Source organism: Kitasatospora sp. NPDC058444, from assembly GCF_042721415.1.
In the GTDB taxonomy this organism is placed as follows: Bacteria; Actinomycetota; Actinomycetes; order Streptomycetales; family Streptomycetaceae; genus Kitasatospora.
Genome location: NZ_JBHXLL010000001.1, coordinates 255,592 through 278,618, shown reverse-complemented (window position 1 = coordinate 278,618; position 23,027 = coordinate 255,592). Strand labels below are relative to the sequence as shown.

Here is a 23,027-nt window from a genome sequence, read left to right as displayed (position 1 = left end):
GGCTCAGCCGGTCTGGACGGAGGTGTCGTCGATCACGAAGCTGGTCTGGAGCGAGGCGTCCTCGGTCCCGGCGAACTTCACGGTGACCGTCTGGCCCGCGTAGGCCGACAGGTCGAAGGTGCGCTGCTGGTAGCCAGCCGCGGCGTCCACGTTGGAGTAGGTCTTCAGCGTGGTGCCGTTGACCGACACGGTCAGCTTGTCGTACTGGGTGCTGCCCGACTCCGCGGTGTCGATGTGCAGCCAGAAGCTCAGCGTCGCCTTGCAGCCCGCCGGGATGCTCACCGTCTGGGACAGCGAGTCCGAGTGGGTGGAGCCGTAGCCGTTCAGCCACGCCTTCCAGGAGCCGCTGTGGGCCGCCTGCGAGGTGCTGCTGTCCACCACGCCGCTGGACGCGGTCCACGGGGTGGCGGTGCCGGTCTCGAAGCCGGCGTTGCCCAGCAGCTGGGCCGGGGTGCAGCTGCCGCCACCGGTGGAGACGGTCCAGGTGAAGCTGGTGCTGCCGGTCTTGTTGGCCGCGTCCTTCGCCGTGACGGTCACGTTGTAGGTGCCCGCGGTGGAGGCGGTGCCGGTGATCGCGCCGGAGGAGGAGATCGACAGCCCGGTGGGCAGGCCGGTCGCGGTGTAGGTCAGCGGGGCGGTGCCGCCGGTGGCGCTGATCTGGAGGTTGACGGCGCCGCCGACGGCGGTGGACTGGTTGCCCGGGTTGGTGACGGTGACGCCGCCCGAGGGCACCGTGCCGACGTTGACGCCCGCCCAGGCGGTGCTGACCGCGGTCACCTCGGCGCTGCCGGCGCCGTACAGGTCGGTGGCCGCCTTCTCCGTCGCGACGCGCGCCGCGGCGTAGTTGGTGCTGGAGGTCATGTAGGTGGTCAGCGCCTTGTACCAGACGGCCGCGGCCTTGTCCCGGCCGATGCCGGTGACCGTGATGTTGCCCTGGGTCGGCGAGTCGTAGCTGACGCCGTTGATCACCTTCGCGCCGCTGCCCTCGGCCAGCAGGTAGAAGAAGTGGTTGGCGACGCCGGAGGAGTAGTGGACGTCCTTGTTGCCGACGGTGGAGGACCAGTAGTCGGCCGAGGCACCGTCCTTGGACGGCTTGTCCATGTAGCGCAGCGGGGTGCCGTTCCCGTTGATGTCGATCAACTCACCGATGAGGTAGTCGGGGTTGTCGCTCGGGATGTTGGCGGAGAACTCGACCATCGAGCCGAAGATGTCCGAGGTGGCCTCGTTGAGGCCGCCGGACTCGCCGGAGTAGGTCAGGTTGGCGGTGGCCGCGGTGACGCCGTGGCTCATCTCGTGGCCCGCGACGTCCAGCTCGGTCAGCGGCGCGGTGTTGTTGGAGCCGTCGCCGTACGTCATGCAGAAGCAGGAGTCGTCCCAGAACGCGTTCACGTAGTTGTTGCCGTAGTGGACGCGGCTGTAGGCGCCGACACCGTCGTTGCGGATGCCGTTGCGGCCGAAGGTGTTCTTGTAGTAGTCCCAGGTGGACGCGACGCCGAAGTGGGCGTCGACCGCGGCGGACTCGCCGTTGCTGACGGTGCCGTCGCCCCAGGTGTCGGTGGCCTTGCTGTACAGCGTGCCGGCGCCCGAGGTCCCGTGGTTCAGGTTGGTGGTGTACCCGTTGCCGCGGGCGGCGTCCTTCATCTGGAAGGTCGACCCGGACTGGGTGGTGCCGATGGTGACGTTGCCGACGAAGACGCCCTTGCCGGAGCCGGTCTCGATGCCGTCCCACTGCTGGATGACCTGGCCGCTGGTGGCGTCGGTGACGACGTGCATCTTGCTCGGGGTGCCGTCGGACTTGGTGGAGGAGACGACGGTCTCCCAGGCCAGCCGGGGGCTGTTGTCGGCGGCCCAGACCACCAGGCGCGGCGCGGTCTCGACCGCGGTGCCCGCCTCGGCGGCGAGGGCGGCGCTCTGCGCGGCCGGCGCGGCCAGCTTCGGCGTGGTGCTCACACCGCTCAGCGAGGCGGTGCTGGCCCGGTCAACGCTCTTGGTCGCACCGGTGGGCGCCTGGTGCACCACCAGGTCCCCACCCAGGACGGGCAGTCCGTTGAGGGTGCGCTCGTACCGCAGGTGGCGGGTGCCGTCCGCGTCCTGGATGACGTCCTTGGTGACCAGCTGCTCGCTGCCGCTCAGGCCCAGGCTCTGGGCGAGGGAGGCGGTCTGCTGGTTGGCGACGGAGATCAGCTGGGCGCGGCTCGCCTGCTGGGCCGCGACGGCGGCCGGCGCGTCCGGCGTGGCCGCCTGGGCTATCACCGGGAAGCCGGTGACCAGCAGCGCGGTGGAGGCGGCCATGACAACCGCCGCCTTCCGGGCGTGAGCGTAACGGGACATGCGGACTCCTTTTCCGACCGGCGCTGGGTCGCGCACGGTGGAGAGAAACCTGGGCCGCGGTTGCGGCGCAGTGGGGGCCCCCGCCGGGTACGACGGGAGTGCGGATGCGGGCTCACAACTCGTTTGCAGGGGTTGGGACGCGCTGCACCTGAACCGAACGGCTGCACCGGGGGGTGGGGCCCCCTCGTCTACAGCCGGGGGAATCGTGGCAGCAAACGAGCCGTTAATGACAGATGCATGCCACGGATTGGCCGATTCATTACCGAAACCGTATGCGGGCCGCTCCGTCAGTTGTGTTACCCCGTCACGAACTCGTGAACACGGTTTTCATGCCCCGGATAAAGTTCGATCACTGCCGGAGGTCGATGACCAGCACTCAGAACCGCGGTCGGCACCGGCGGGTGGCCGACAGCGCCCGGCAGGCCCGGCACGTCACAGTTCCGGCCGTGCCATCGACGGTTTCCGGCCATTCGCGTCCGGAACGGAACCGCGCCGTCCACGGACCGCACCCGCGACCGCAACCGGGCCCCGCACCACCTGAACGGTGGTACGGGGCCCGGACGTTGGCGCGGTGTACGAATCAGTGCTGGACGAACACCGCCACGGTGCGGCCCGGCACGGTGAAGGTGCCGGTCGCGGCGTCGAAGCCGGACCGCTGCACCACCCGGTCCGCCCCGCCCGCCTGGACGGGGTGCAGCGCCTGGCCGGTGCCCCGCAGGGCCGACACGGTCTGCGCCTGCGCGGTGGGCGTGGCGTTGAAGACCACCGTGACGCCCTTCTCCGCCCCCGGCAGGCCGGTGCCGTCCAGGTGCAGGGTGATCACCCCGGGGGTCTCACCGGCGGTGCCGGAGAGCGGGTAGGAGAGCCGCTGCTGGACGGCGGCCAGGCTCGGCAGCGAGAACAGCGGCGAGGACTGCTTGATCCGCAGGAACTCCCGGTACTGCGCCGAGGCCGACCGGATGTCGGCCGCGCCCACCGTCAGCGCCGGGTTCGCCAGCAGGGACCGCGCCGCCGTCCACTGCTCCTGGTTGTCCTTCGCCATCGGCAGGCCGCGGCCCCAGCCGTTGCCGGCCGCGGCGTCCCAGTGGATCGCGTTGAACCAGTCCCCCGAGTCGTAGGAGTTGGAGTCGAGCGACTTGGAACGCAGCAGGTCGCTGCCGGCCTGGGCGAAGCCCGCGCCCTGGGTGAGCGCGGTCAGCGAGAGCCCGAGGGCCTGCATCCTGGCCCGGTCGGCGGGCGCGGTGCCGGTCGGCAGCTTGTACGCGAGGGCGTCGAAGAGGTCGGTGTTGTCGTGGGCGTCCACGTACTCCACCGCCTCGCCGGGCTTCGCCGCGTACCCGGTCGGGGCTCCGTTGTAGTCGACCTGGGCGCCGGTGACGGACTTTCCGGAGCTGTCGGTGAAGGAGTAGCCCGCCAGGTTGCCGGTCAGCCCGACCTTCAGCTGGTCCATCTGGTGCAGCAGCCGGGCCTTCTGCTCCTCCGGGGTGCCGTTCGCGGCCGAGCCGTTCGGGTCGGTGTACAGGCCCGAGGCGAAGCCCTGCTGCGGGGCGGAGTTCAGCATGAAGTTGCCGCCGCGGGCGGCGTCCCGGATCCGGTCGTCGAAGGTGGCGATGCCGGTGCCGGCCATGTTGGCCTGGGTGGCCTGCTCGAACCGGGCGTTGTTCGCGACCACGCCGAAGTTCCAGCCCTCGCCGTACAGGAGGACGTTCTTGCCGTCCACGCCGTCCGAGTCCGGCGTCATCCGCCGCAGCGCGGACTGCACGTCCAGCATGGTGGACTTCGGGTCCAGGCCCATCAGGTCGAAGCGGAAGCCGTCCACCTTGTACTCACGGGCCCACAGCGTCACCGAGTCGACCACCAGCCGGTTCATCATGGCGTGCTCGGGCGCGGTGTCGGCGCAGCAACTGTCCGTCGTCACCTTGCCGTTGGCGTCGAGGCGCTGGTAGTAGCCGGGAACCACCCGGTCCAGCACCGAGTGCTCGGCCTGGCCGGCGGCGGCGGTGTGGTTGTAGACCACGTCGAGCACCACCCGCAGCCCGGCCGCGTGCATCGCCTGCACCATCCGCCGGAACTGCACGGTGCGCGCCGTGCTGTTCGGGTCCGTGGCGTAGGAGCCCTCCGGCACGTTGTAGTGCAGCGGGTCGTAGCCCCAGTTGTACGCGTCGTCGGCGGCCACGGCCGCCACGCACTCCTGCTGCTTCGGGCCGTCCGCCGGAAGGGACTTGAGGTCGCAGGCGGGCAGCTTCTGGTCCGCCCGGTTCTCCCGGATGGTGGCGATGTCGAAGGTCGGCAGCAGGTGCACCGTGGTCACCCCGGCCGCGGCGAGCTCCCGCAGGTGCCGCATCCCGGCCGAGTCCGACTCGGTGAACGCCAGGTAGGTGCCGCGCTCGGCGGCCGGGACGGTGGGGTCCTCGACCGAGAAGTCCCGGACGTGCAGCTCCTGGATCTGCTCCCGCGCGGGCGGGACGGCCTGCGGTCGGGCGTGGTCGTCCCAGCCCTGCGGCTTGAGCTCCTTGGCGTCGAGGTCGGCGACCAGGCTCCGCCCGGAGTCGGTGGACAGCGCCACCGAGTACGGGTCGGTGACGGTGTTGACCACCAGCTGCTGGGTCGAGGGCGCCCAGACCTTCACCTGGTACAGGTAGTACTTGCCGTCCAACTCGCGCTTGTCGCGGACGACTTCCCACACCCCGGTCTCGTCGTCGAGCTTCAGCGGCAGGGTCTTCGGGGTGCCGCCGGTGGCGCTGTCGAAGACCTGGACGGAGACCTCCTGCGCGGTCGGCGCCCAGAGCGAGAGCGCCACCTTGCCGTTGTAGTGGGCCGGTCCGAAGTCCACCTTGCCGGTCCGCCCGGCGTACAGGTCGTCCAGCACGCCCGGGATCTGCACCCCGGTGGCGGCCAGGACGGCGCCGCTGGGCAGGTGCTCGGTGAACAGCAGCTGGGCGCGGAGCGCGGCCGGCACGCGGGCGGCGTCCCGGCCGTCCACGGTGAAGGCCCGGTAGCCCGCCAGGTGCGGGTACCTGACCTTCTGCGCGTCGGTCAGCCCGCCCTTGACCGGGGTGAGCCGCAGCCACCGGCCGGGCTTGGTCAGCGCGCCCTTGTCGGCCTTGATGCCGCCCGCCGGGTCGTACACCAGCTGGGCGCTGGTGCCGCCGGCCAGGGCGTCGTCGCCCGCGCCGTAGTTCGCCGGGACGACGACGGTCCTCGCGTCGATCCACTGGGCCTTGGCCCCGGTGAGGTCGATCTGCGAGGTGGCGGCCGGGTTCTGCGGCAGCAGGTAGCCCTCGCGGCCGCCGAGGATCCAGACCTCCCGGCCGTTGACGGCGAGGTCCAGCGACTGGTCGGCGGGCAGGTCCTTGTCGTTGCCCTTGTGCAGGATGTAGCTGAGGCTGGTCGCCCCGGGGGCCAGCGGCACCTCGAAGACGGCGCCGAAGGCGTCGCGGCGCACCGGCGCCAGCGGCTTGCCCCAGTCGGTCGGGGTGGCCGCGCCGGTCCAGTCGTGCAGGCCCCAGCCGTCGTAGTCGCCGTCGGCCCGGTTGTAGTGGATGACGGCGGTGTTCGCGGGCTGGCTGTTCGGCGGCCCGGGGTCCGCGGTGCGCACGGCCGGGTCGCCCTGCTTGAGCCACACCTCTCCGGCGCTGCCGACGTCGAGGTGCCGGTCGGCGTCGACGTCCTTGACGCCGTCCTTCTCCACGATGAACCCGACGTCCGAGGCGCCGGGCTTCAGCCGGACGTACGCGAAGGCGCCGTAGGCGTCCCGCCCGGTGAAGGCGTGCCCGGCCGGCCACGGGGTGGCCTCGCCGTCGGCGAGGTCGCCCCAGGCGTAGAGGTTCCAGCCGTCGTAGTCGCCGTCCGGCCGGTTGTAGTGGACGACGGCGTACGGGCGGGAGCCGGCGGTGGGCGCCGGCTCGGGCGCGGGGGTGCCGGTGGTGAAGCTCGCGGTGGCGGAGCGCAGGTGGCCGCCGGAGTCCCGCACGACGGCCTTGTAGCGGACCACCGTGCCGGGGGCGACGGCGCCCAGGTCCTGGGTGACGGCGAAGAGCCGTCGGCCGTCGGAGCCGGACTTGCCGGTGTCGGCGGTGCCCAGGGTCTGCCAGGGCCCGTTGCCGATCTGGGCGGCGAAGCTCACCCGGTCGAAGCCGTTGCCGTCCACGCCGGCACCGACCGTGACGAGCCCGGTCGAACCGTCCGCCGGCGGCCGCACCGAGAGCTGCGGCGCCGGACCGGCGGCCGCGAGCTTCCCGCCCGCCTTGAGCACGACGGAGGAGAGCGCCGGCACGGTGACGGTCACCCGGCGGTCGGCGCCACTGGTGATCCGCTCCCCCGTGGACGGGTAGATCCGGTCGAAGCCCATCCCCGCCGAGAAGGTGTCCAGGGTGACGGTCTTCGCCTCGGTGGCGTTGTTGACCGCGACCAGGTACTCGACCTGCTGGCCGGCGTCGATCCGGGAGAAGGCGTACACGCCCGCGCCGTCGGCGGCGTACCGCTCGATCTGGGCGCCGTCGGCCAGTGCCGGGTTGTCCCGGCGCAGCCGGGCCAGCCCGGCGATGCCCTGGTAGAGCTCGCCGCCCTGCCCGTAGCGGTCGGCCGGGCCGGAGGGGCCGCCGAGCACCCGGTCGCCGTTGTAGGAGGCCGTCTTCGAGGCGAACAGGTCCTGCCGGGCGTCCTTGTCGCCGCCCGGGCCGGTGAAGCCCTGCTCGTCGCCGTAGTAGACGACGGGCTGGCCGCGGGTGAGGAACTGCAGCTCGTTGCCGAGCCGGTCCTTCCTCAGCAGCGTGGCGTCGTCGGCGCCGGGGTTGTCGGCGAGCAGGAAGGAGCCGAAGCGGCCCATGTCGTGGTTGCCGAGGAAGGTCGGCAGCTCGTACGCGTCGGTGTCGGCGCTCGTGTAGCGGTAGTCCTGGGCGTAGACGTCGGCGAGGCCGCGCGCCGAGCCGCCCTGCGAGACGTAGGAGCGGGCCGCGCCCTGGAACGGGAAGTCCAGGGTGGCCTGGAGCCGGCCCTTGGTGACGTACGGCGAGGTGACCGCGGGGTCCCCGGAGTAGACCTCGCCGAACATGAAGAACTTCTTGTTGCCCTGCTTGGCGGCGAAGTCCTTGAGCGCGGGCGCCCACTGCTGCCAGAAGGCCATGTTGACGTGCTTGACGGTGTCGATCCGGAAGCCGTCCACGCCGGCGTCCTTGACCCACTGCTGGTAGACCTTCTCGAAGCCCTTCACCACCTTGGGGTTCTGGGTGTCGAGGTCGTCCAGGCCGCTGAAGTCGCCCTCGGTGGCGGACTCGCCGACGAAGGTCGAGTCGCCCCGGTTGTGGTAGAGCGCCGGGTCGTTGAGCCAGGACGGGGTCTTGGCGGTGGCGTCGGCCGGGGCGCGCAGGACCGGGGTGTAGGGGAAGGAGTCCTTGGTGGTCCGCGGCCAGGGGGCGCCCGCGTCGGCGACGGCGGTCTCGTCCACCGGGTTCCCGTCCGCGTCGAGCGTCGGGTAGGCGCCGGCGGAGCGGTAGCCGTACTGCTTCTCGGCGTAGTCGATGACGTCGGCGGTGTGGTTGGTGATGACGTCGAAGAACACCTTGATGCCGCGGGCGTGCGCCTTGGCTATCAGCTCCTTGAGCTGCTCGTTGGTGCCGAAGTGCGGGTCGACCTGGGTGAAGTCGGTGATCCAGTAGCCGTGGTACCCGGCCGAGGCGTCGGCCCCGCTGCCCTGCACCGGCTTGTTCTTGAAGATCGGGGCCATCCAGATCGCGGTGGTGCCGAGGTTCTGGATGTAGTCGAGCCGCTGGATCAGCCCGGCCAGGTCGCCGCCGTGGTAGAAGCCCTTGTCGGCGGGGTCGAAGCCGTTCTCCAGCCGCCCGCCGGTGATGCCTCCGCCGTCGTTGCCGGCGTCGCCGTTGGCGAAGCGGTCGGGCAGGACGAAGTAGAACTGCTCGCGGGTGAGGTCGTGCCGCCCGGCGGTGGCCGCCAGCGCGGCGTCCGAGGGCGGGGCCGGCGGGGCGGCGGCGAGGGCCGCGGGGGCGCCGCCGAGGGTGGCGGCGGTCAGGGCGGCGGCCAGCAGGACGGCCGTACGGCCCGGCGGTCTGCGGCGGCCTGTGGTGCGTCGGGCGGTGCTCCGTCGGGGACGGAGCGGGGCATCGGCCACTGAGGGCTCCCTTAGGGGGAAGGGGCGGTCGGGTTCCCAGGAAGCTAGCGGCCTGCAATATGTTTCAGCAAGATGCAGAAACCGTTTCGTGCCGGGAAATTCCAGGTGGGCGACCCTCTCCGACCACCCCGATTACTCCCCCGGAGCGACGGGCGTGACAATGGGACACATGTCCGTCCCACCGGTACGCACCGAACCCCAGAGCACCCCCTACCCCGGTGGGAGCCGGCCCCTAGCCCTCAAGGGGGACAGCCGGTGAAGAATCCACTTCCAGAGGATGAGCGGACGGCTACGAGCGGTCTGGCAGACTTGCCGTCCATGGGGGAACCGACCGAGATCCAGCGAGGCGACGCCGGGCGCGCCGACGCGGCCAGTGGTGGCGGTTCCGAAGCAGCGAAGGCCCTCCCCGGCCGCCTGCCCGATGGAGCCACCCGTGCCGCCCAGTCCCGTACCGCCGTCCTGCGCGGCCGCATCAGCGCCCAGCGCCGGTCGCCGGCCAGGCCGCGGATCTGGTTCGAGCTGGCGCTGATCGGGATCAGCTACTGGATCTACTCGATCGTGCGCAACGCGGTCCCCGAACAGGAAGCGATAGCCCAGAAGCACGCGAGCTGGATCTGGAGCCTGGAGCAGCACCTCGGCATCGCCGTCGAGCACTCGATCAACCACGCGGTGGACAGCGTCGGGTGGCTCATCACCGGGATGAACTACTACTACGCGACGCTGCACTTCGTGATCACGATCGGCGTGCTGGTCTGGCTCTACCGCCGCCACCCCGGGCGCTACGTCGCGGCCCGCACCGTGCTGTTCGTCACCACCGGGATCGCCCTGGTCGGCTTCTACTTCTTCCCGCTGGCCCCGCCCCGGCTGATGACCGACGGCGGCTTCATCGACACCGTGAAGACCCACGGCACCTGGGGCTCCATGGCCTCCGGGCCCGCCGCGCACGTCTCCAACCAGTACGCGGCGATGCCCTCGATGCACATCGGCTGGTCGATGTGGTGCGGCCTGGCGATCTTCTTCCTGGCCCGCCGGACGTGGGTCAGGGTGCTCGGCCTGCTGTACCCCGCCGCCACCCTGGTGGTCATCGTCTCCACCGCCAACCACTTCTGGATGGACGCCGTCGGCGGCGAGCTCTGCCTGGCACTGGGCTTCCTCACCGCCCGCTGGCTGTACCACGAATGGGTCTACCGGCTGCCCAGGGTGCCCGCCCGGGAGACGGCGGCGGAGCAGCCGATCACCGTGCCCGAGCAGTGGAGCGAGCCCGCGGTCAGCAGCGCGCGCCGCTAGCCCGGAACCCCGGAGGGGCCCCTGTGCAGGGGCCCCTTCCGCGTCCCCGGCGGCTCACCCCGACGGCGGGAACCGTCAGCCGGAGCCCCCGTAGAACAGCCGGTCCACCACCGCCCGCGCCCGCCGGGTGACCCTCCGGTAGTCGTCCAGCAGCTCGCCGCTGTGCCCGGAGCCGTACCCGAGGTAGCGGGCCACCCCGGCCAGCTCCCGGGCCTCCCCCGGGAAGCTGTCCCCGGGCCGCCCGCGCACCAGCATGACCGCCGCCCGCACCCGCGAGGCCAGCACCCAGGCCGCGTCCAGCACCTCGGCGTCCTCCGGCCCGACCAGCCCGGCCGCCACGGCGGCCGCCAGCGCCGCCCTGGTCCGGGTGGTGCGCAGGGCCGGCACCTCGTGCCCGTGCCGGAGCTGCAGCAGCTGCACCGTCCACTCGACGTCCGCCAGCCCGCCCCGGCCGATCTTGGTGTGGGTGGTCGGGTCGGCCCCGCGCGGCAGCCGCTCGGCCTCGATCCGCGCCTTGATCCGGCGGATCTCCGTCAGGTCCCGCTCCGGCACCCCGCCGCCGGGGTAGCGCAGCGGATCGATCAGCTGCCGGAACCGCGCGCCCAGCTCCTCGTCCCCGGCCACCGGCTCGGCCCGCAGCAGCGCCTGGCTCTCCCAGGCGTGCGACCAGCGCCGGTAGTACGCCGCGTACGAGGCGAGGGTGCGCACCAGCGGACCGCTGCGGCCCTCCGGCCGCAGGTCGGCGTCGACCAGCAACGGCGGCTCGGTGGAGGGCGCGCCCAGCCGGCTGCGCAGCTCGTGGCAGACCGCCTGGGCGGCCCGGGCCGCCTCCTCCTCCAGCGAGCCGAGCAGCGGCTCGTGGACGAAGAGCACGTCCGCGTCCGAGCCGTAGCCCAGTTCGTGGCCGCCGAAGCGGCCCATCGCGATCACCGAGATCCGGGTCGGCAGGTCCCCGTGCTCGGCCTCCCACCCGGCGACGCAGGCGCGCAGCGCGCCGCCCAGGGTGGCGGCGTTGAGCGCGGTGAGCGCCTCCCCCGCGGTGTCCAGCGCCTCGGCGGGGTCCTCCCCCAGCCGCCCGAGCACGTCCGCGGCGGCGGTGCGGAACAGCTCCCGGCGGCGCACCGACCGGACGGCGGCCACCGCGGCGTGGGTGGAGCCGGCCCGGCCGACGGCGGCCAGCATCTCCGACTCCAGCGCCGCCCGACCGCGCGGCTCCAGGCCCTGCGGGTCGCCCAGCATGGCCACCGCCTCGGGGGCGCGCAGCAGCAGGTCGGGGGCGAGCCGGCCGGCCGACAGCACCCGGGCCAGCTGCTCGGCGGCGGCGCTCTCGTCCCGCAGCAGCCGCAGGTACCAGGGGGTACGGCCGAGCGCGTCGGAGACCTGGCGGAAGTTGAGCAGTCCGGCGTCCGGGTCGGCGGACTCGGCGAACCAGCCGAGCAGCACCGGCAGCAGGGTCCGCTGGATCGCGGCCTTGCGGCTCACCCCCGAGGCGAGTGCGCTGAGGTGGCGCAGCGCGGCCGCCGGGTCCGCGTAGCCCAGGGCCTCCAGCCGGGCCCGGGCCGCGTCCGGGCTCAGCCCGGTGGCGCCCGGCGGCAGTTCGGCGACGGCGTCCAGCAGCGGCCGGTAGAACAGCTTCTCGTGCAGCCGCCGGACCTCCATCGCGTGCCGCTTCCACTCGCGCTGCAGCGCGGCCACCGGGTCGGCGCGGGTGTCGTCGTTGATCAGCGCCGCCAGCGAGCGGGCCAGCCGGCGCAGGTCCTCGTCCGCGGTGGGCATCAGGTGGGTTCGGCGCAGCCGGTACAGCTGGATGCGGTGCTCCAGCGAGCGCAGGAAGCGGTACGCGGCGTCCAGCGAGGCGGCGTCCGCCCGGCCCACGTACCCGCCGCGGGAGAGCGCGGCCAGCGCCTCCAGGGTGTTGCCGCTGCGCAGCGCCGGGTCGGTGCGGCCGTGCACCAGCTGGAGCAGCTGGACGGAGAACTCGACGTCGCGCAGCCCGCCCGGGCCGAGCTTGAGCTGGCGGTCCAGCTCGGTGGCCGGGATGGAGTCGACCACCCGGCGGCGCATCTGCTGCACGTCGGCGACGAAGTTCTCCCGGGCGGCGGCCTGCCAGACCATCGGGGCGAGCGCCTCGACGTAGGCGGCGCCGAGCTCCGCGTCCCCGGCGACCGGGCGGGCCTTGAGCAGCGCCTGGAACTCCCAGGTCTTGGCCCAGCGCTGGTAGTAGGCGAGGTGGCTGGCCAGGGTGCGCACCAGCGGGCCGTTGCGGCCCTCGGGGCGCAGGTTGGCGTCCACCGGCCAGATGGTGCCCTCGCCGGTGGTGTCCGCGCACAGCCGGGTGAGGGCGGCGGCCAGCCGGGTGGCGGCCCTGACCGCCTCCTGCTCGTCCACGCCCTCGCGCGGCTCGGCGACGAAGACCACGTCCACGTCCGAGACGTAGTTGAGCTCGCGGCCGCCGCACTTGCCCATGCCGATCACGGCGAGCCGGCAGGCCGCGGCGGCCTGCGGGTCCAGCTCGGCGGCGAGGTCCAGGGCGGTCTGGAGGGTGGCGCCGGCCAGGTCGGCGAGTTCGGCGGCGGTCTGCGCGAGGTCGGTGGTGCCGGTGAGGTCGCGGGCGGCGATGGCGAGCAGGCAGCGGCGGTAGGCGACGCGCAGCGCGTTCGCGGGGCCGAGGGCCCCGCCGTGGCCGTCGGCCCGGACGCCGTCGGCGAGGGCGCGGCGGAAGTCCTCCGGTCCGGGGTGCATGTCGCGCAGTTCGAAGGTGACCAGCGCGTGCCAGTCGTGCGGGTGCCGGGCCAGGTGGTCGCCGAGCGCGGTGGAGACGCCGAGCACGCCGAGCAACCGGTCGCGCAGCGGCTTGGAGGTGGTGAGGGTGTCGCGCAGGGTGTGCCGGTCGGACTCGTCGGCGGCCTCCAGCAGCCGGGCCAGGCCGAGCAGCGCGAGGTCGGGGTCGGCGGTGGCGCCGAGCGCGTCCAGCAGCAGCGGGTCGTCGGCCAGGCCCTCCAGCCCGGGGCCCTCCAGCAGCCGCACCGCCCGCGCCGGATCGGTGAACCCGCGCCGGACCAGCCGGTTCTCCGGCCGGCTGACCCGGCTCCCGGCCCGCTGCTCCTCGACCGCCATCGACCCCTCCGTCCGTCCGTTCGGGGACCGTCCTCGCACCCGCCGCCGCGGAGCCCGCCCGCCGGGCGAACGGCGGGGGTCCGGGACGGGCCCGAGGGTGGATCCGACACGCCCTCGCAGGCTACGCGCCCGGGCGGCCCGCCGCCGGACGCGCCCACCGGGTGGACACCGCCGTCCGCTCGACCGCCGCAGGCGTGACCTCGTCCCCGCCCCACTCGTTCACCCGGGCGCCACGGCAGTCCCCGCAGTCCCGCAGCTCTACAGTCCCGCAGCCCCACATCCTTACAGCCCCGGAGCGCCGATGCCCCCGACCGGCCCCGCCCGCCTGCCCTCGCTCACCGGGCTGCGCTTCTGGGCGGCCCTGCTGGTGGTGCTCTACCACCTCTCCCGCAAGGTGGGCGGGCTTGCGCTGCTCGGCCCGCTCGCCTGGTACGGCCGCTCGGGCGTGACGTTCTTCTTCGTGCTCTCCGGCTTCGTGCTGGCCTGGACGTACGGGGCCCCGCCCGCCCAGGCCGGGGCGCGGACCTTCGCCCGCCGCCGCTTCGCCCGGATCTGGCCGCTGCACGCGCTGACCACGGCGCTGTCCCTGGGCGCGGACGCGGCGATCGGCGCGGTGCTGCCGGTGGCGGCCGCGCTCTGGTCGCTGGCGCTGGTGCACCCCTGGGCGCTGCCCACCGTGTACGGCGGCAACCCGGCCTCCTGGTCACTGGGCGCCGAGGCCTGGTTCTACCTGCTGTTCCCGCCGCTACTGCGCCTGCTGGCCCCGCGCCGGCGCGCCTGGCTGCCGCTCGCCGTCCTGTGCGCCGCACTCGGCCCGGTGCTCTGGGCGGCCGGCGCCCTGTTGCCCGCCGACCCGGCGGTGCGCGGCTGGCTGCTGGACTACCTGCCGCTGACCCGGACCCCGCAGTTCGTCCTCGGCGTGGTCACCGGCCTGGCCGTGCGGCACGGCGCGCTCCCCCGGGCGCGGTGGCGGCGGCCGGGGCTCCTCCCGGCGGCCGCCGCCGTGGCGCTCTGGCACGTGCTGCTGGTCCCCTGGCACGCCGCCGTCCCGGACTCCCTCTGGTACGGCCCGTACAGCGCCTCCCAGTTGTTCCCCGCCCCGCTGTTCGCCGCCCTGCTGGCGGCCGCCGCCCGGCGCGACGCCGCCGGGAGCGCGCCCCGGCTGCTGGCGGGCCGCACGGCCGTCCGGCTGGGCGAGTGGTCGTACGCCTGGTACCTGGTGCACGAGATCGGCATCCGCTGCTGGCTGTCCGTCCAGGGCCGCCCGGCGCCGGGGGTCGCGGCGCTCGGGGTCTGGCTGCTGCTGGCCGGCGGCTCGCTGGCCGCCGCGGGCGCGCTGTACCGCTGGGTGGAGCGTCCCTGCGAGCGGCTGCTGCGCGGCGCGCCCCGGGGCCGGGACGCGGCGGCGCCGCTGCCGTCCCGCGCGGTGCGGGTGGTGCGGCAGCGGCGCCGGGGCACGACGGGGGATCAGGCCTCGCTGGAGCCGTCCAGGTTGACGTAGGCGTAGAAGACGCCCAGGTCGTAGCCGTCCTTGTCGGTGTCGAACAGCACCTTGATGTCGGTGTCCCCGTTGCGCAGGAACGGGGAGATGTCCCAGCGGTTGGAGTCGTAGCCGAAGTTGTTGCGGTTGTACGGGGTGCGGACGAACTGGTCGGCCGGGGTCAGCTCCTCGATGGTGGAGTTGAACGCGTCGTCGGAGGCGTGGTTGACGTCCGTGAAGAGCGCCTGCGGCCCGTTGGTGGACTTGATGGCGAGGGTGTCGCCGGTCCACTTGAGGTCGCCGTCGTAGACCACGAAGCCGAGCTTGCCGGCCACCGGGCCGTTGGCGGGGGTCCGCAGCCCGGTGAGGTCGAACTCGCGCGGCGGGCTGTCGGGCAGCTCGACCTTGAAGCCGTCCCAGAGGTGGAGGTGCCGGTACGGCTTGCAGTCGTTCTCGTACGCGACCACGATCGTCCAGCCGCCCCAGCTGTGCGGCTTCACCACCGAGTCCATGTTGGCGACGGTGTAGGTGCCGTTGCCGGCCCGCCTGACCAGGTCGGTGATGTCGGCGGAGGCCTGGTAGCTGCTCTCCACGTCGGTGGTGATGTAACCGATGGAGGGCTGGTCGTTGGCGATGTTGCGGTACTGGCCCTCGCCCGGGACCTTCAGGTACACCTCGTCGATCTGGTTCTCCGGCAGCACGACGTCGTCGATGCCGCGGGTGCCGCCCCAGTACAGCCGGGCGTACTTGACGTGGGAGCCGTCGATCAGGCCCAGGTCGGCGGAGCTGGCGGAGTAGATCGCGTCACCGAGCGGGCCGACCGAGCCCGGGTCGATGTTGATGTACTTCATCTCGTACTTGTTGTTGATCGGCCTGGTGCCGAGGCCCTTGCGGGCGTCCAGGCAGGACGGCTGCGCCGGGTCGAGCGGCGCCTTGGTCTCGTCACAGGTCATCAGCGAGTTGCTGATCCGGGTGATGGAGCCGTGGAAGTCCCCCTCGAAGCGGGTGGTGAACGGCAGCTGGTTCTCGGCGATCGTGAGGGCCCGGTGCTTCGCGCGCTTCACGTGCTGGGCACCCGCGTCCGGCCCGGAGTCCGTGCCCGAACCGCGGGCGTCGGCGACGGTCGGGGCGGCCAGCAGCTGACCGGCGACGGCGGCGATGGCGGCGCCCGCCACGCAGGTCCGGCGGACCAGCAGGCGGGCGGAGGCGGCACGGCTGGCGGAGGAGATCATGTGATCCTCTTTCAGGATGGAACGAACAATCGGACCAATCGGACCACAACGCTCCGTCACACAAGCATCACATTCCGCCACCGGTGCGGCGATCCGCCCCAGATCCACCCCATAGGAGGGCCCGCTGCCGTCCTCTCGGACGACAGCGGGCCGACGACGGTTTGAGCGGCCGTCACCCGCTCAGAGCACCTGGAGGTTCTTCCGCAGTTCGAACGGGGTGACCTCGGACCGGTACTCCTCCCACTCGTGCTTCTTGTTGCGCAGGAAGAAGTCGAACACGTGCTCGCCCAGGGTCTCGGCGACGAGCTCGCTGCGCTGCATCAGGTCGATGGCCTCGCCGAGGTTCTGCGGCATCGGCTGGATGCCGAGGGCGCGGCGCTCGGAGTCGGACAGCGCCCAGACGTCGTCGTCGGCGCCGGGCGGCAGCTCGTACCCCTCCTCGATGCCCTTCAGGCCGGCCGCGAGGGTGACGGCGTAGGCGAGGTACGGGTTGCAGCCGGTGTCCAGGGAGCGGACCTCGATCCGGGTGGAGCCCTGCTTGCCCGGCTTGTACATCGGCACCCGGATCAGCGCCGAGCGGTTGTTGTGGCCCCAGCAGATGTAGGACGGCGCCTCGCCGCCGGCCCCGGCGGTGCGCTGGGAGCCGCCCCAGATCCGCTTGTAGGAGTTCACCCACTGGTTGGTGACGGCGGCGGTCTCGGCGGCGTGCTTGAGCAGGCCCGCGATGAAGGAGCGGCCGACCTTGGACAGCTGGTACTCGGCGCCCGACTCGTGGAAGGCGTTGCGGTCGCCCTCGAACAGCGAGACGTGGGTGTGCATGCCGCTGCCGGGGTGCTCGGAGAACGGCTTGGGCATGAAGCTCGCGTGCACGCCCTGCTCCAGCGCGACCTCCTTCATGACCAGCCGGAAGGTCATGATGTTGTCGGCGGTGGACAGCGCGTCGGCGTAGCGCAGGTCGATCTCCTGCTGGCCGGGGGCGCCCTCGTGGTGCGAGAACTCGACCGAGATGCCCATCGACTCCAGCATGGTGATCGCCTGGCGGCGGAAGTCGTGGCCCACCCCGCGCGGGGTGTGGTCGAAGTAGCCGGACTGGTCGGCGGGGATCGGCGGGGTGCCGTCGCCCGGCAGGTTCTTCAGCAGGAAGAACTCGATCTCCGGGTGGGTGTAGAAGGTGAAGCCCTGCGCCGAGGCCTTCTCCAGGGTGCGCTTGAGCACGAACCGGGGGTCGGCGTAGGACGGCGATCCGTCCGGCATCAGGATGTCGCAGAACATCCGGGCGGTGCCCGGGGTCTCCGAACGCCACGGCAGGATCTGGAAGGTGGTCGGGTCCGGCTTGGCGATCATGTCGGACTCGTACACCCGGGCGAAGCCCTCGATCGCCGAGCCGTCGAAGCCGATGCCCTCCTCGAAGGCCTGCTCCAGTTCGGCCGGCGCCACCGCGACCGACTTCAGGAACCCGAGCACGTCGGTGAACCACAGCCGGACGAACCGGATGTCACGCTCTTCGAGCGTCCGAAGCACGAACTGCTGCTGCTTGCCCATGGGGACAGTCTCACCTCTGCTCTTTACGCTCGTGTTACGCCCCGGAGGCCACGGAAAGACCTCGTAAAGCGGTTGCCCCCATCATGGCCGATCCCCGCCCGGCCCGGCAGCGCCGACCCCTCCTCCGGCCTCGCCGCCGGCCTCGCCGCCGACCCCGCCACCGAGCCCGCCGCCGGCCTCCGCCCAGGACATCGCGTCAGTTAGACGATTACACTCGGAGGCATGCCCACTCTCCGTCTCGCCCTGTGCCAGATCGACCCCTGGGTCGGCGACCTCGCCCGCAACGGCGCCGAGGTGGTGCGCTGGACCAAGCGGGCCGCCGAGGCCGGCGCGCGGCTGGTCGCCTTCCCCGAGATGGTCCTCACCGGGTACCCGGTGGAGGACCTCGCCCTGCGCCACTCCTTCGTCGAGGCCTCGCGCGCCGCGCTGGTCGAGCTGGCCGGCCGCCTGACCGCGGAGGGGCTGGGCGAGGTCCCGGTGGTGGTCGGCTACCTCGGCCGCTCCGAGCACCCCTCGCCGCGCTTCCACCGCCCGGCCGGCTCCCCGCAGAACTGCGCCGCGGTGCTGCACCGGGGCCGGGTGGTGACCAGGTTCGCCAAGCACCACCTGCCCAACTACGGCGTGTTCGACGAGTTCCGCTGGTTCGTCCCGGGCGACCAGCTGCCGGTGCTGCGGGTGGACGGGGTGGACGTCGCGCTGGCCGTCTGCGAGGACATCTGGCAGGACGGCGGCCGGGTCACCGCCGCCCGCGAGGCCGGCGCCGGGCTGCTGCTGGTGGTCAACGGCTCCCCGTACGAGCGGAACAAGGACGACCAGCGGCTGGAACTGGTGCGCCGCCGGGCGGCCGAGGCGGGCTGCGCCCTGGCGTACGTCAACATGGTCGGCGGCCAGGACGAGCTGGTCTTCGACGGCGACTCGATCGTGGTCGGCCCGGACGGCCGAGTCCTGGCCCGCTCCCCACAGTTCGAGGAGCACCTGCTGGTGCTGGACCTCGACCTGCCGGCCGCCGCGGGCGACGACACCGACGGCCTGCTGCTGAGCGACGGGCTGCACCTGGTCCGCACCGAGCTGGGCGGCGAGCCGCAGGCCGCGCCCGCCATGGGGGTCCCCCCGGCCGAAGGCCGGGGGAGGCTCACCGCCGAGGTGGCGCCGCGGCTGTCCGACGAGGCCGAGATCTGGGCCGCGCTGGTCTCCGGCACCCGGGCGTACGTGACCAAGAACGGCTTCACCTCGGTGCTGATCGGCCTCTCCGGCGGCATCGACTCGGCGCTGGTGGCCGCGATCGCGGTGGACGCGGTCGGCGCGGAGAACGTGCACGGTGTCTCGATGCCCAGCCGCTACTCCTCCCAGCACTCCCGGGACGACGCGGCCGAGCTGGCCCGCCGCACCGGGCTGCCCCTGCGGACCGTCTCCATCGCGCCGATGTTCGACGCCTACCTGGCGGCGACCGAGCTGACCGGCCTGGCCGAGGAGAACCTCCAGTCCCGGCTGCGCGGCACCCTGCTGATGGCGATCTCCAACCAGGAGGGGCACATCGTGCTCGCGCCCGGCAACAAGAGCGAGCTGGCGGTCGGCTACTCGACCCTCTACGGCGACTCGGTCGGCGCCTACGGGCCCATCAAGGACGTCTACAAGTCGCTGGTGTTCCGGCTGGCCCGCTGGCGCAACGAGGAGGCCGTCCGGCGCGGCGAGGTGCCGCCGATCCCGGAGCACACCATCACCAAGCCGCCGTCCGCCGAGCTGCGGCCGGACCAGGTGGACACCGACTCGCTGCCCGACTACGAGCTGCTGGACGACGTGCTGACCCGCTACATCGAGGGCGACGAGGGCCGGGACGCGATCGTGGCGGCCGGCTTCGACCCGGCCGTGGTGGACCGGGTGGTCCGGCTCGTCGACACCGCCGAGTACAAGCGGCGCCAGTACCCGCCGGGCCCGAAGATCTCGGTCAAGAACTTCGGCCGGGACCGCCGCCTGCCGATCACCAACCGCTGGCGGCGCGGCTGACGGACCGGCTGACGGACCGGCCGACGAACCGGCTGCCAGGCCGGCTAGCGGACCGGCTGGTAGCGGTAGGTGGCGGCCACCGCGAGGTGGTCGCTGCCGTCCCGGGGCAGGGTGCGGGAGTCGAGCGGGTCCAGCCCGCCCTTGCTCATGATCTGGTCGATCCGGGCCATCGGGAAGGCGGCCGGCCAGCTGAAGCCGAAGCCGTCCCCGGCCGCGCCCTGGGCCGAGCGCATCTGCGAGGTGACCGGGGCCAGGCTGCGGTCGTTCATGGTGCCGTTGAGGTCGCCGAGCAGCAGGACCTTCTTCAGCGACTCGGCCTCGATCGCGTCGCCGAGCGCCTGCGCGCTGACGTCCCGCTGGTTGACGGTGAAGCCCCCCTCGGCCTTCAGCCGCACCGAGGGCAGGTGCGCCACGTACACCGCGAGCGGGCCCTGCGGGGTGGTGACCTTCGCCCGGAAGGCCCTGGTCCAGCCCATCTTCAGGTCCACCGGGGAGACGTCGTCGATCGGGTACTTCGACCAGAGCCCGACCGTGCCCTCCACCGTGTGGTACGGGTAGGCGCCGGCGAGCCCGGTCTCGTAGGAGCGCAGCTGCCGGCCGGCCAGCTCCTGCAGGGCGACGATCTGGGCGCCGGAGTCCACCAGGGTGCGGACGGTGCCCGGCACGTCGGTGTTGGCGGCGGCGACGTTGTGGCTGACCACCGTGAAGTCGCCCGGGCCGCCCCGCTTGTCGCTCAGCAGGCCGCCGAACAGGTTGGCCCAGAGCACCACGGGCAGCAGCAGGGCGATCAGCGCGGTGGCGGAGCGGCGCAGCAGCGCGGGCACCAGCAGCACCGGGACGGCCAGGCCCAGCCAGGGCAGGAAGGTCTCCAGCAGGCTGCCGAGGTTGCCGACGCCGTTGGGCACCTCGGCGTGGAAGGCGAGCAGCCCGGCGGTGAGTACGGCCAGCACGGCGATCACCAGGCCGCGCCGCCAGGGGCCGCTGCCGCGGGTGTCCCGGCCCCAGTGGCGCAGGCCGAGGAAGCCGCCGCGACGCACCGCGGATGCCGGGCCGTCGGCGGCGCCCCCGGGGGCCGCGATCCGCTCGGTCCTGTCCGCCTGCGCCATGTAGTGGCTCCCGTCGCTCGTGCCGTCGCCGCTCCGTGCCCGGCCCGTGGAAGGTGCGGGCGCGTACGAAGCGGTGCCGGTTTGATCGGATACCCGGCTCAGCCTATGCCGGGACAGACGTCGGTCCCGCGGAGCGGGTTCCGGCGTGGCCCGGTTTGGTGAGCGAGGCCACGTCCGGCGCACGGTCGGGCGGTCGGCGCGCGTCGGGCGTCCGGGGCCGGGCCGGGCCGGGCGGGGTCAGCGGGGGGCGAGGCCTTCGAGCACGGAGTCGACCATCTTGCGGGCCAGGTCCGGGTCCTCCAGGTCGGAGTCGTCCCAGAGGATGCTGCGGTAGAGGATCGGGCCCATGAGCAGGTCGCCGAGCAGGTCCACGTCGAGGTCGGAGCGGAGCACGCCCTCGTCGATGGCGCGGCGGACGAGGTCGAGCCCGGCGTCGCGGCGCGGCTTGATCACCCGTTCGCGGTAGGCGCTGTGCAGCTCGGGCAGGCTGTGCATCTGGCCGAGGGCGGCCTTGAGGAGCCAGCGGGTGCGCTTGGCGAGGCCGCGGCGGCGCATGTAGTCGATCATGGCGATCAGGTCGTCCCGGGCGCCGTTGCCGGTCGGCTCGGGCAGCGGCTCCTCCAGTCGGCCGACCACGTCGACCAGCAGGGCCTCCTTGTTGGGCCAGCGCCGGTAGATGGTGGCCTTGCCGACCCCGGCGGCGGTGGCGATGCCCTCGACGGTGAGCTCGGAGAGCGTGGTGCCGCCCGCCAGCAGGTCCTCGACGGCGGTGTAGATGGCCTGCTCGGCGGCCTCGCTGCGGGGCCGGCCGCGGCGCACCGCCGCGCAGGGCTGCCCGCTGTCGGCGCTCGGCGTGTCCGTCGTCATCCCCGCTGTCTCTCCCTCGCTCTCCCCGGCCGCGCTGGCGCCGTGGGGTGTCCCTCGGTGGGTCCGCGGCGGGGGCCTGCCCCGGGCCGGGGCCCTGCCACCCGGTGCGTACCCGGATGACAGGGCCATTGTCACTCAGTCACGGTGCGACCCGGCCGCTGGTCAGGCGTCCGCGACCGCGGCCTCGCGCTCCTGGCCGCGCGGTTCGGGGGCCGAGCCGACCGGGCCGGCCGGGCCCGCGGGGGCGGCCTGGCGGCGCGGCAGCAGGAACCAGGCGACGACGGCGCCGATCACCGAGACGCCCGCCGAGAGCGAGGCCACCACGTGCATGGCGTGGACGAAGGAGTCGTTCGCGGGGGCGATCAGCGCCTGGCCGCCGGGGATGCGGTCGGCGATGGCCAGGGTGGCCTCCAGCGACTCGCCGGCCTTGTCGCGCAGCCCCTCGGGCAGGTGGGTCAGGGTGTCGGCCATCCCGTCGCGGTAGACGGTGGAGAGCACCGCGCCGAGCACGGCGACCCCGAGCGAGCCGCCGACCTGGCGGAAGGTGTTGTTGACGGCCGAGCCGGCGCCGGCCTTCTCCCGGGGCAGCGAGGCCATGATCGCGACGGTGACCGGCGGCATGACGTGCGCCATGCCGGCGCCCATCACCAGGCCGAGCACGACCAGCACCCAGATCGGGGTGGTGGCGGTCAGCACGACGTAGCCGAGGAAGCCGACCGCGACCAGCAGCATGCCGCCGGTCGCGGTGGCGGCGACGCCCAGGCGGTCGACCACCAGCCGGGCCCGCGGGGCGAACACCAGCTGGGCGGCGGCCAGCGGCAGCATCAGCACACCGGCCTGGAGGGCGCTGTAGCCGCGCACGCTCTGGATGTAGAAGACGCCGAAGAACGAGACGCCCATCAGCGCGAAGAAGATCACGCCGACGACCACCACGGAGGCGCTGAACACCCTGTTGCGGAACCAGGTGACGTCCAGCGCGGGGAAGGCGGTGCGGCGTTCGAACCAGACGAAGGCGACCAGCGCGACCACGCCGACCAGGATCGGCACCCAGGCCTCGGCCGAGGTGAAGTCGGCCAGCTCGCCGCCCTTGATGATGCCGTAGATCAGCGCGACCAGGCCGACGATCGACAGCAGCACGCCGACCGGGTCCATCCGGCCCGGGTTGGGGTCCCTGGACTCGGGGACCAGGATCACCATCGCGATCACCGCGACGACCACGATCGGGACGTTGATCAGGAAGACCGAGCCCCACCAGAAGTGCTCGATCAGCAGGCCGCCGGTGATCGGGCCGATGGCGATGGCCAGGCCGACCGCGCCGGCCCAGATCCCGATCGCCTTGGGCTGCTCGGAGCGCTCGAAGACGTTCATGATGATCGCCAGCGTGGCGGGCATCGCGAGCGCGCCGCCGACGCCCATCAGGGCGCGGAAGCCGATGAGTTCACCGGGCGAGGAGGCCATCGCGGACAGCAGCGAGGCGATGCCGAAGACCGTCATGCCGGCCAGCAGCGCGCGCTTGCGGCCGAACCGGTCGCCGAGCAGGCCGGAGGTGAACAGCAGCCCGGCGAAGACCAGGGTGTAGGAGTTGATCGACCATTCCAGATCGCTCTGGGTGGCGCCGAGGCCGACCGGCGCGGGGGTCGCGATGGTCTTCATCGCGACGTTGAGGATCGAGTTGTCGAGCACGACGACGAGCAGGGCGAGCAGCAGGGTGCCGAGGATCGCCCAGCGCCGACGGTGGATGGCTTCCGGCACCCGGGGTGGCGCGGCTGCGGTGGTCATTGGTGTTTCCCGTCCGTGTTGGTGTGGCACTGGCGGGCAATTCCGAGCCGCATACGTCTCGTTACCCCCCGCACCAGAGTAGCGGGCGATACGATACGAGACGAATCCGTTTCGTAAAGACCAGGCAAATTCGGGCCTCCACCGCACCCCGGCGC

At 72.8% G+C, this 23,027-nt stretch carries 11 protein-coding genes; 3 read left to right on the top strand and 8 right to left on the bottom strand.

The features are described 5' to 3' along the window. Nucleotides 1-3 precede the first annotated feature (3 nt). Nucleotides 4-2,331 (bottom strand): M4 family metallopeptidase, encoded by a 2,328-nt coding sequence (locus tag ACFWP2_RS01280; protein ID WP_380447032.1) that lies wholly within the window; start codon nt 2,329-2,331, stop codon nt 4-6. Nucleotides 2,332-2,911: 580 nt separating this feature from the next. After that, on the bottom strand, nt 2,912-8,458 hold the full coding sequence (pulA, locus tag ACFWP2_RS01275; protein ID WP_380447030.1) for a pullulanase-type alpha-1,6-glucosidase: 5,547 nt from the start codon (nt 8,456-8,458) through the stop codon (nt 2,912-2,914). 318 nt (nt 8,459-8,776) lie between these two features. Here pulA and ACFWP2_RS01270 point away from each other — a divergent pair, with 318 nt between their 5' ends. Further along, complete coding sequence (locus ACFWP2_RS01270; RefSeq protein WP_380447028.1) at nt 8,777-9,745, top strand: phosphatase PAP2 family protein; 969 nt, start codon at nt 8,777-8,779, stop codon at nt 9,743-9,745. A gap of 75 nt (nt 9,746-9,820) precedes the next feature. Here the strand turns inward: ACFWP2_RS01270 and ACFWP2_RS01265 are convergent, their stop codons facing one another. After that, on the bottom strand, nt 9,821-12,862 hold the full coding sequence (locus tag ACFWP2_RS01265; protein WP_380447026.1) for a bifunctional [glutamine synthetase] adenylyltransferase/[glutamine synthetase]-adenylyl-L-tyrosine phosphorylase: 3,042 nt from the start codon (nt 12,860-12,862) through the stop codon (nt 9,821-9,823). Between the two features lie 301 nt (nt 12,863-13,163). On the opposite strand from ACFWP2_RS01265, the gene ACFWP2_RS01260 reads away from it, so the two are divergent. Next, complete coding sequence (locus ACFWP2_RS01260; protein ID WP_380447024.1) at nt 13,164-14,363, top strand: acyltransferase family protein; 1,200 nt, start codon at nt 13,164-13,166, stop codon at nt 14,361-14,363. Here the strand turns inward: ACFWP2_RS01260 and ACFWP2_RS01255 are convergent. Together ACFWP2_RS01255 and ACFWP2_RS01250 are read right to left on the bottom strand one after the other, a co-directional pair. Next, on the bottom strand, nt 14,330-15,574 hold the full coding sequence (locus ACFWP2_RS01255) for a hypothetical protein (RefSeq protein WP_380447021.1): 1,245 nt from the start codon (nt 15,572-15,574) through the stop codon (nt 14,330-14,332). The genes ACFWP2_RS01260 and ACFWP2_RS01255 overlap by 34 nt on opposite strands. 180 nt (nt 15,575-15,754) lie before the next feature. Then, entirely contained in the window at nt 15,755-17,116 is a 1,362-nt protein-coding gene (locus ACFWP2_RS01250) for a glutamine synthetase family protein (RefSeq protein WP_359829604.1), read from the bottom strand. Nucleotides 17,117-17,338: 222 nt separating this feature from the next. Between ACFWP2_RS01250 and ACFWP2_RS01245 the strand changes: the two genes are divergently transcribed. Continuing rightward, the gene (locus ACFWP2_RS01245; protein ID WP_380447017.1) at nt 17,339-19,120 is read left to right on the top strand and encodes an NAD+ synthase; all 1,782 of its coding nucleotides are present in this window, start codon (nt 17,339-17,341) and stop codon (nt 19,118-19,120) included. Between the two features lie 44 nt (nt 19,121-19,164). On the opposite strand, the gene ACFWP2_RS01240 is transcribed toward ACFWP2_RS01245, so the two are convergent. The 3 genes from ACFWP2_RS01240 to ACFWP2_RS01230 all read right to left on the bottom strand — a co-directional run bounded on the left by ACFWP2_RS01240 (nt 19,165) and on the right by ACFWP2_RS01230 (nt 22,872). After that, a complete protein-coding gene (locus tag ACFWP2_RS01240; RefSeq protein ID WP_380447015.1) occupies nt 19,165-20,226 on the bottom strand; it encodes an endonuclease/exonuclease/phosphatase family protein in 1,062 nt (353 codons plus the stop codon). Nucleotides 20,227-20,463: 237 nt separating this feature from the next. After that, complete coding sequence (locus tag ACFWP2_RS01235) at nt 20,464-21,093, bottom strand: TetR/AcrR family transcriptional regulator (protein ID WP_380447013.1); 630 nt, start codon at nt 21,091-21,093, stop codon at nt 20,464-20,466. A 162-nt stretch (nt 21,094-21,255) separates the two neighbouring features. Beyond that, nucleotides 21,256-22,872, bottom strand: a complete 1,617-nt coding sequence (locus tag ACFWP2_RS01230) for an MFS transporter (protein WP_380447011.1) — start codon at nt 22,870-22,872, stop codon at nt 21,256-21,258. Nucleotides 22,873-23,027: the final 155 nt, after the last annotated feature.

Bases quoted from the DNA above. Each gene is read 5' to 3' on its own strand.
- ACFWP2_RS01280 (WP_380447032.1), bottom strand. From the start codon at position 2,331: ATGTCCCGTTACGCTCACGCCCGGAAGGCGGCGGTTGTCATGGCCGCC.
- ACFWP2_RS01270 (WP_380447028.1), top strand. From the start codon at position 8,777: ATGGGGGAACCGACCGAGATCCAGCGAGGCGACGCCGGGCGCGCCGAC.
- ACFWP2_RS01265 (WP_380447026.1), bottom strand. From the start codon at position 12,862: ATGGCGGTCGAGGAGCAGCGGGCCGGGAGCCGGGTCAGCCGGCCGGAG.
- ACFWP2_RS01260 (WP_380447024.1), top strand. From the start codon at position 13,164: ATGCCCCCGACCGGCCCCGCCCGCCTGCCCTCGCTCACCGGGCTGCGC.
- ACFWP2_RS01255 (WP_380447021.1), bottom strand. From the start codon at position 15,574: ATGATCTCCTCCGCCAGCCGTGCCGCCTCCGCCCGCCTGCTGGTCCGC.
- ACFWP2_RS01250 (WP_359829604.1), bottom strand. From the start codon at position 17,116: ATGGGCAAGCAGCAGCAGTTCGTGCTTCGGACGCTCGAAGAGCGTGAC.
- ACFWP2_RS01245 (WP_380447017.1), top strand. From the start codon at position 17,339: ATGCCCACTCTCCGTCTCGCCCTGTGCCAGATCGACCCCTGGGTCGGC.
- ACFWP2_RS01240 (WP_380447015.1), bottom strand. From the start codon at position 20,226: ATGGCGCAGGCGGACAGGACCGAGCGGATCGCGGCCCCCGGGGGCGCC.
- ACFWP2_RS01235 (WP_380447013.1), bottom strand. From the start codon at position 21,093: ATGACGACGGACACGCCGAGCGCCGACAGCGGGCAGCCCTGCGCGGCG.
- ACFWP2_RS01230 (WP_380447011.1), bottom strand. From the start codon at position 22,872: ATGACCACCGCAGCCGCGCCACCCCGGGTGCCGGAAGCCATCCACCGT.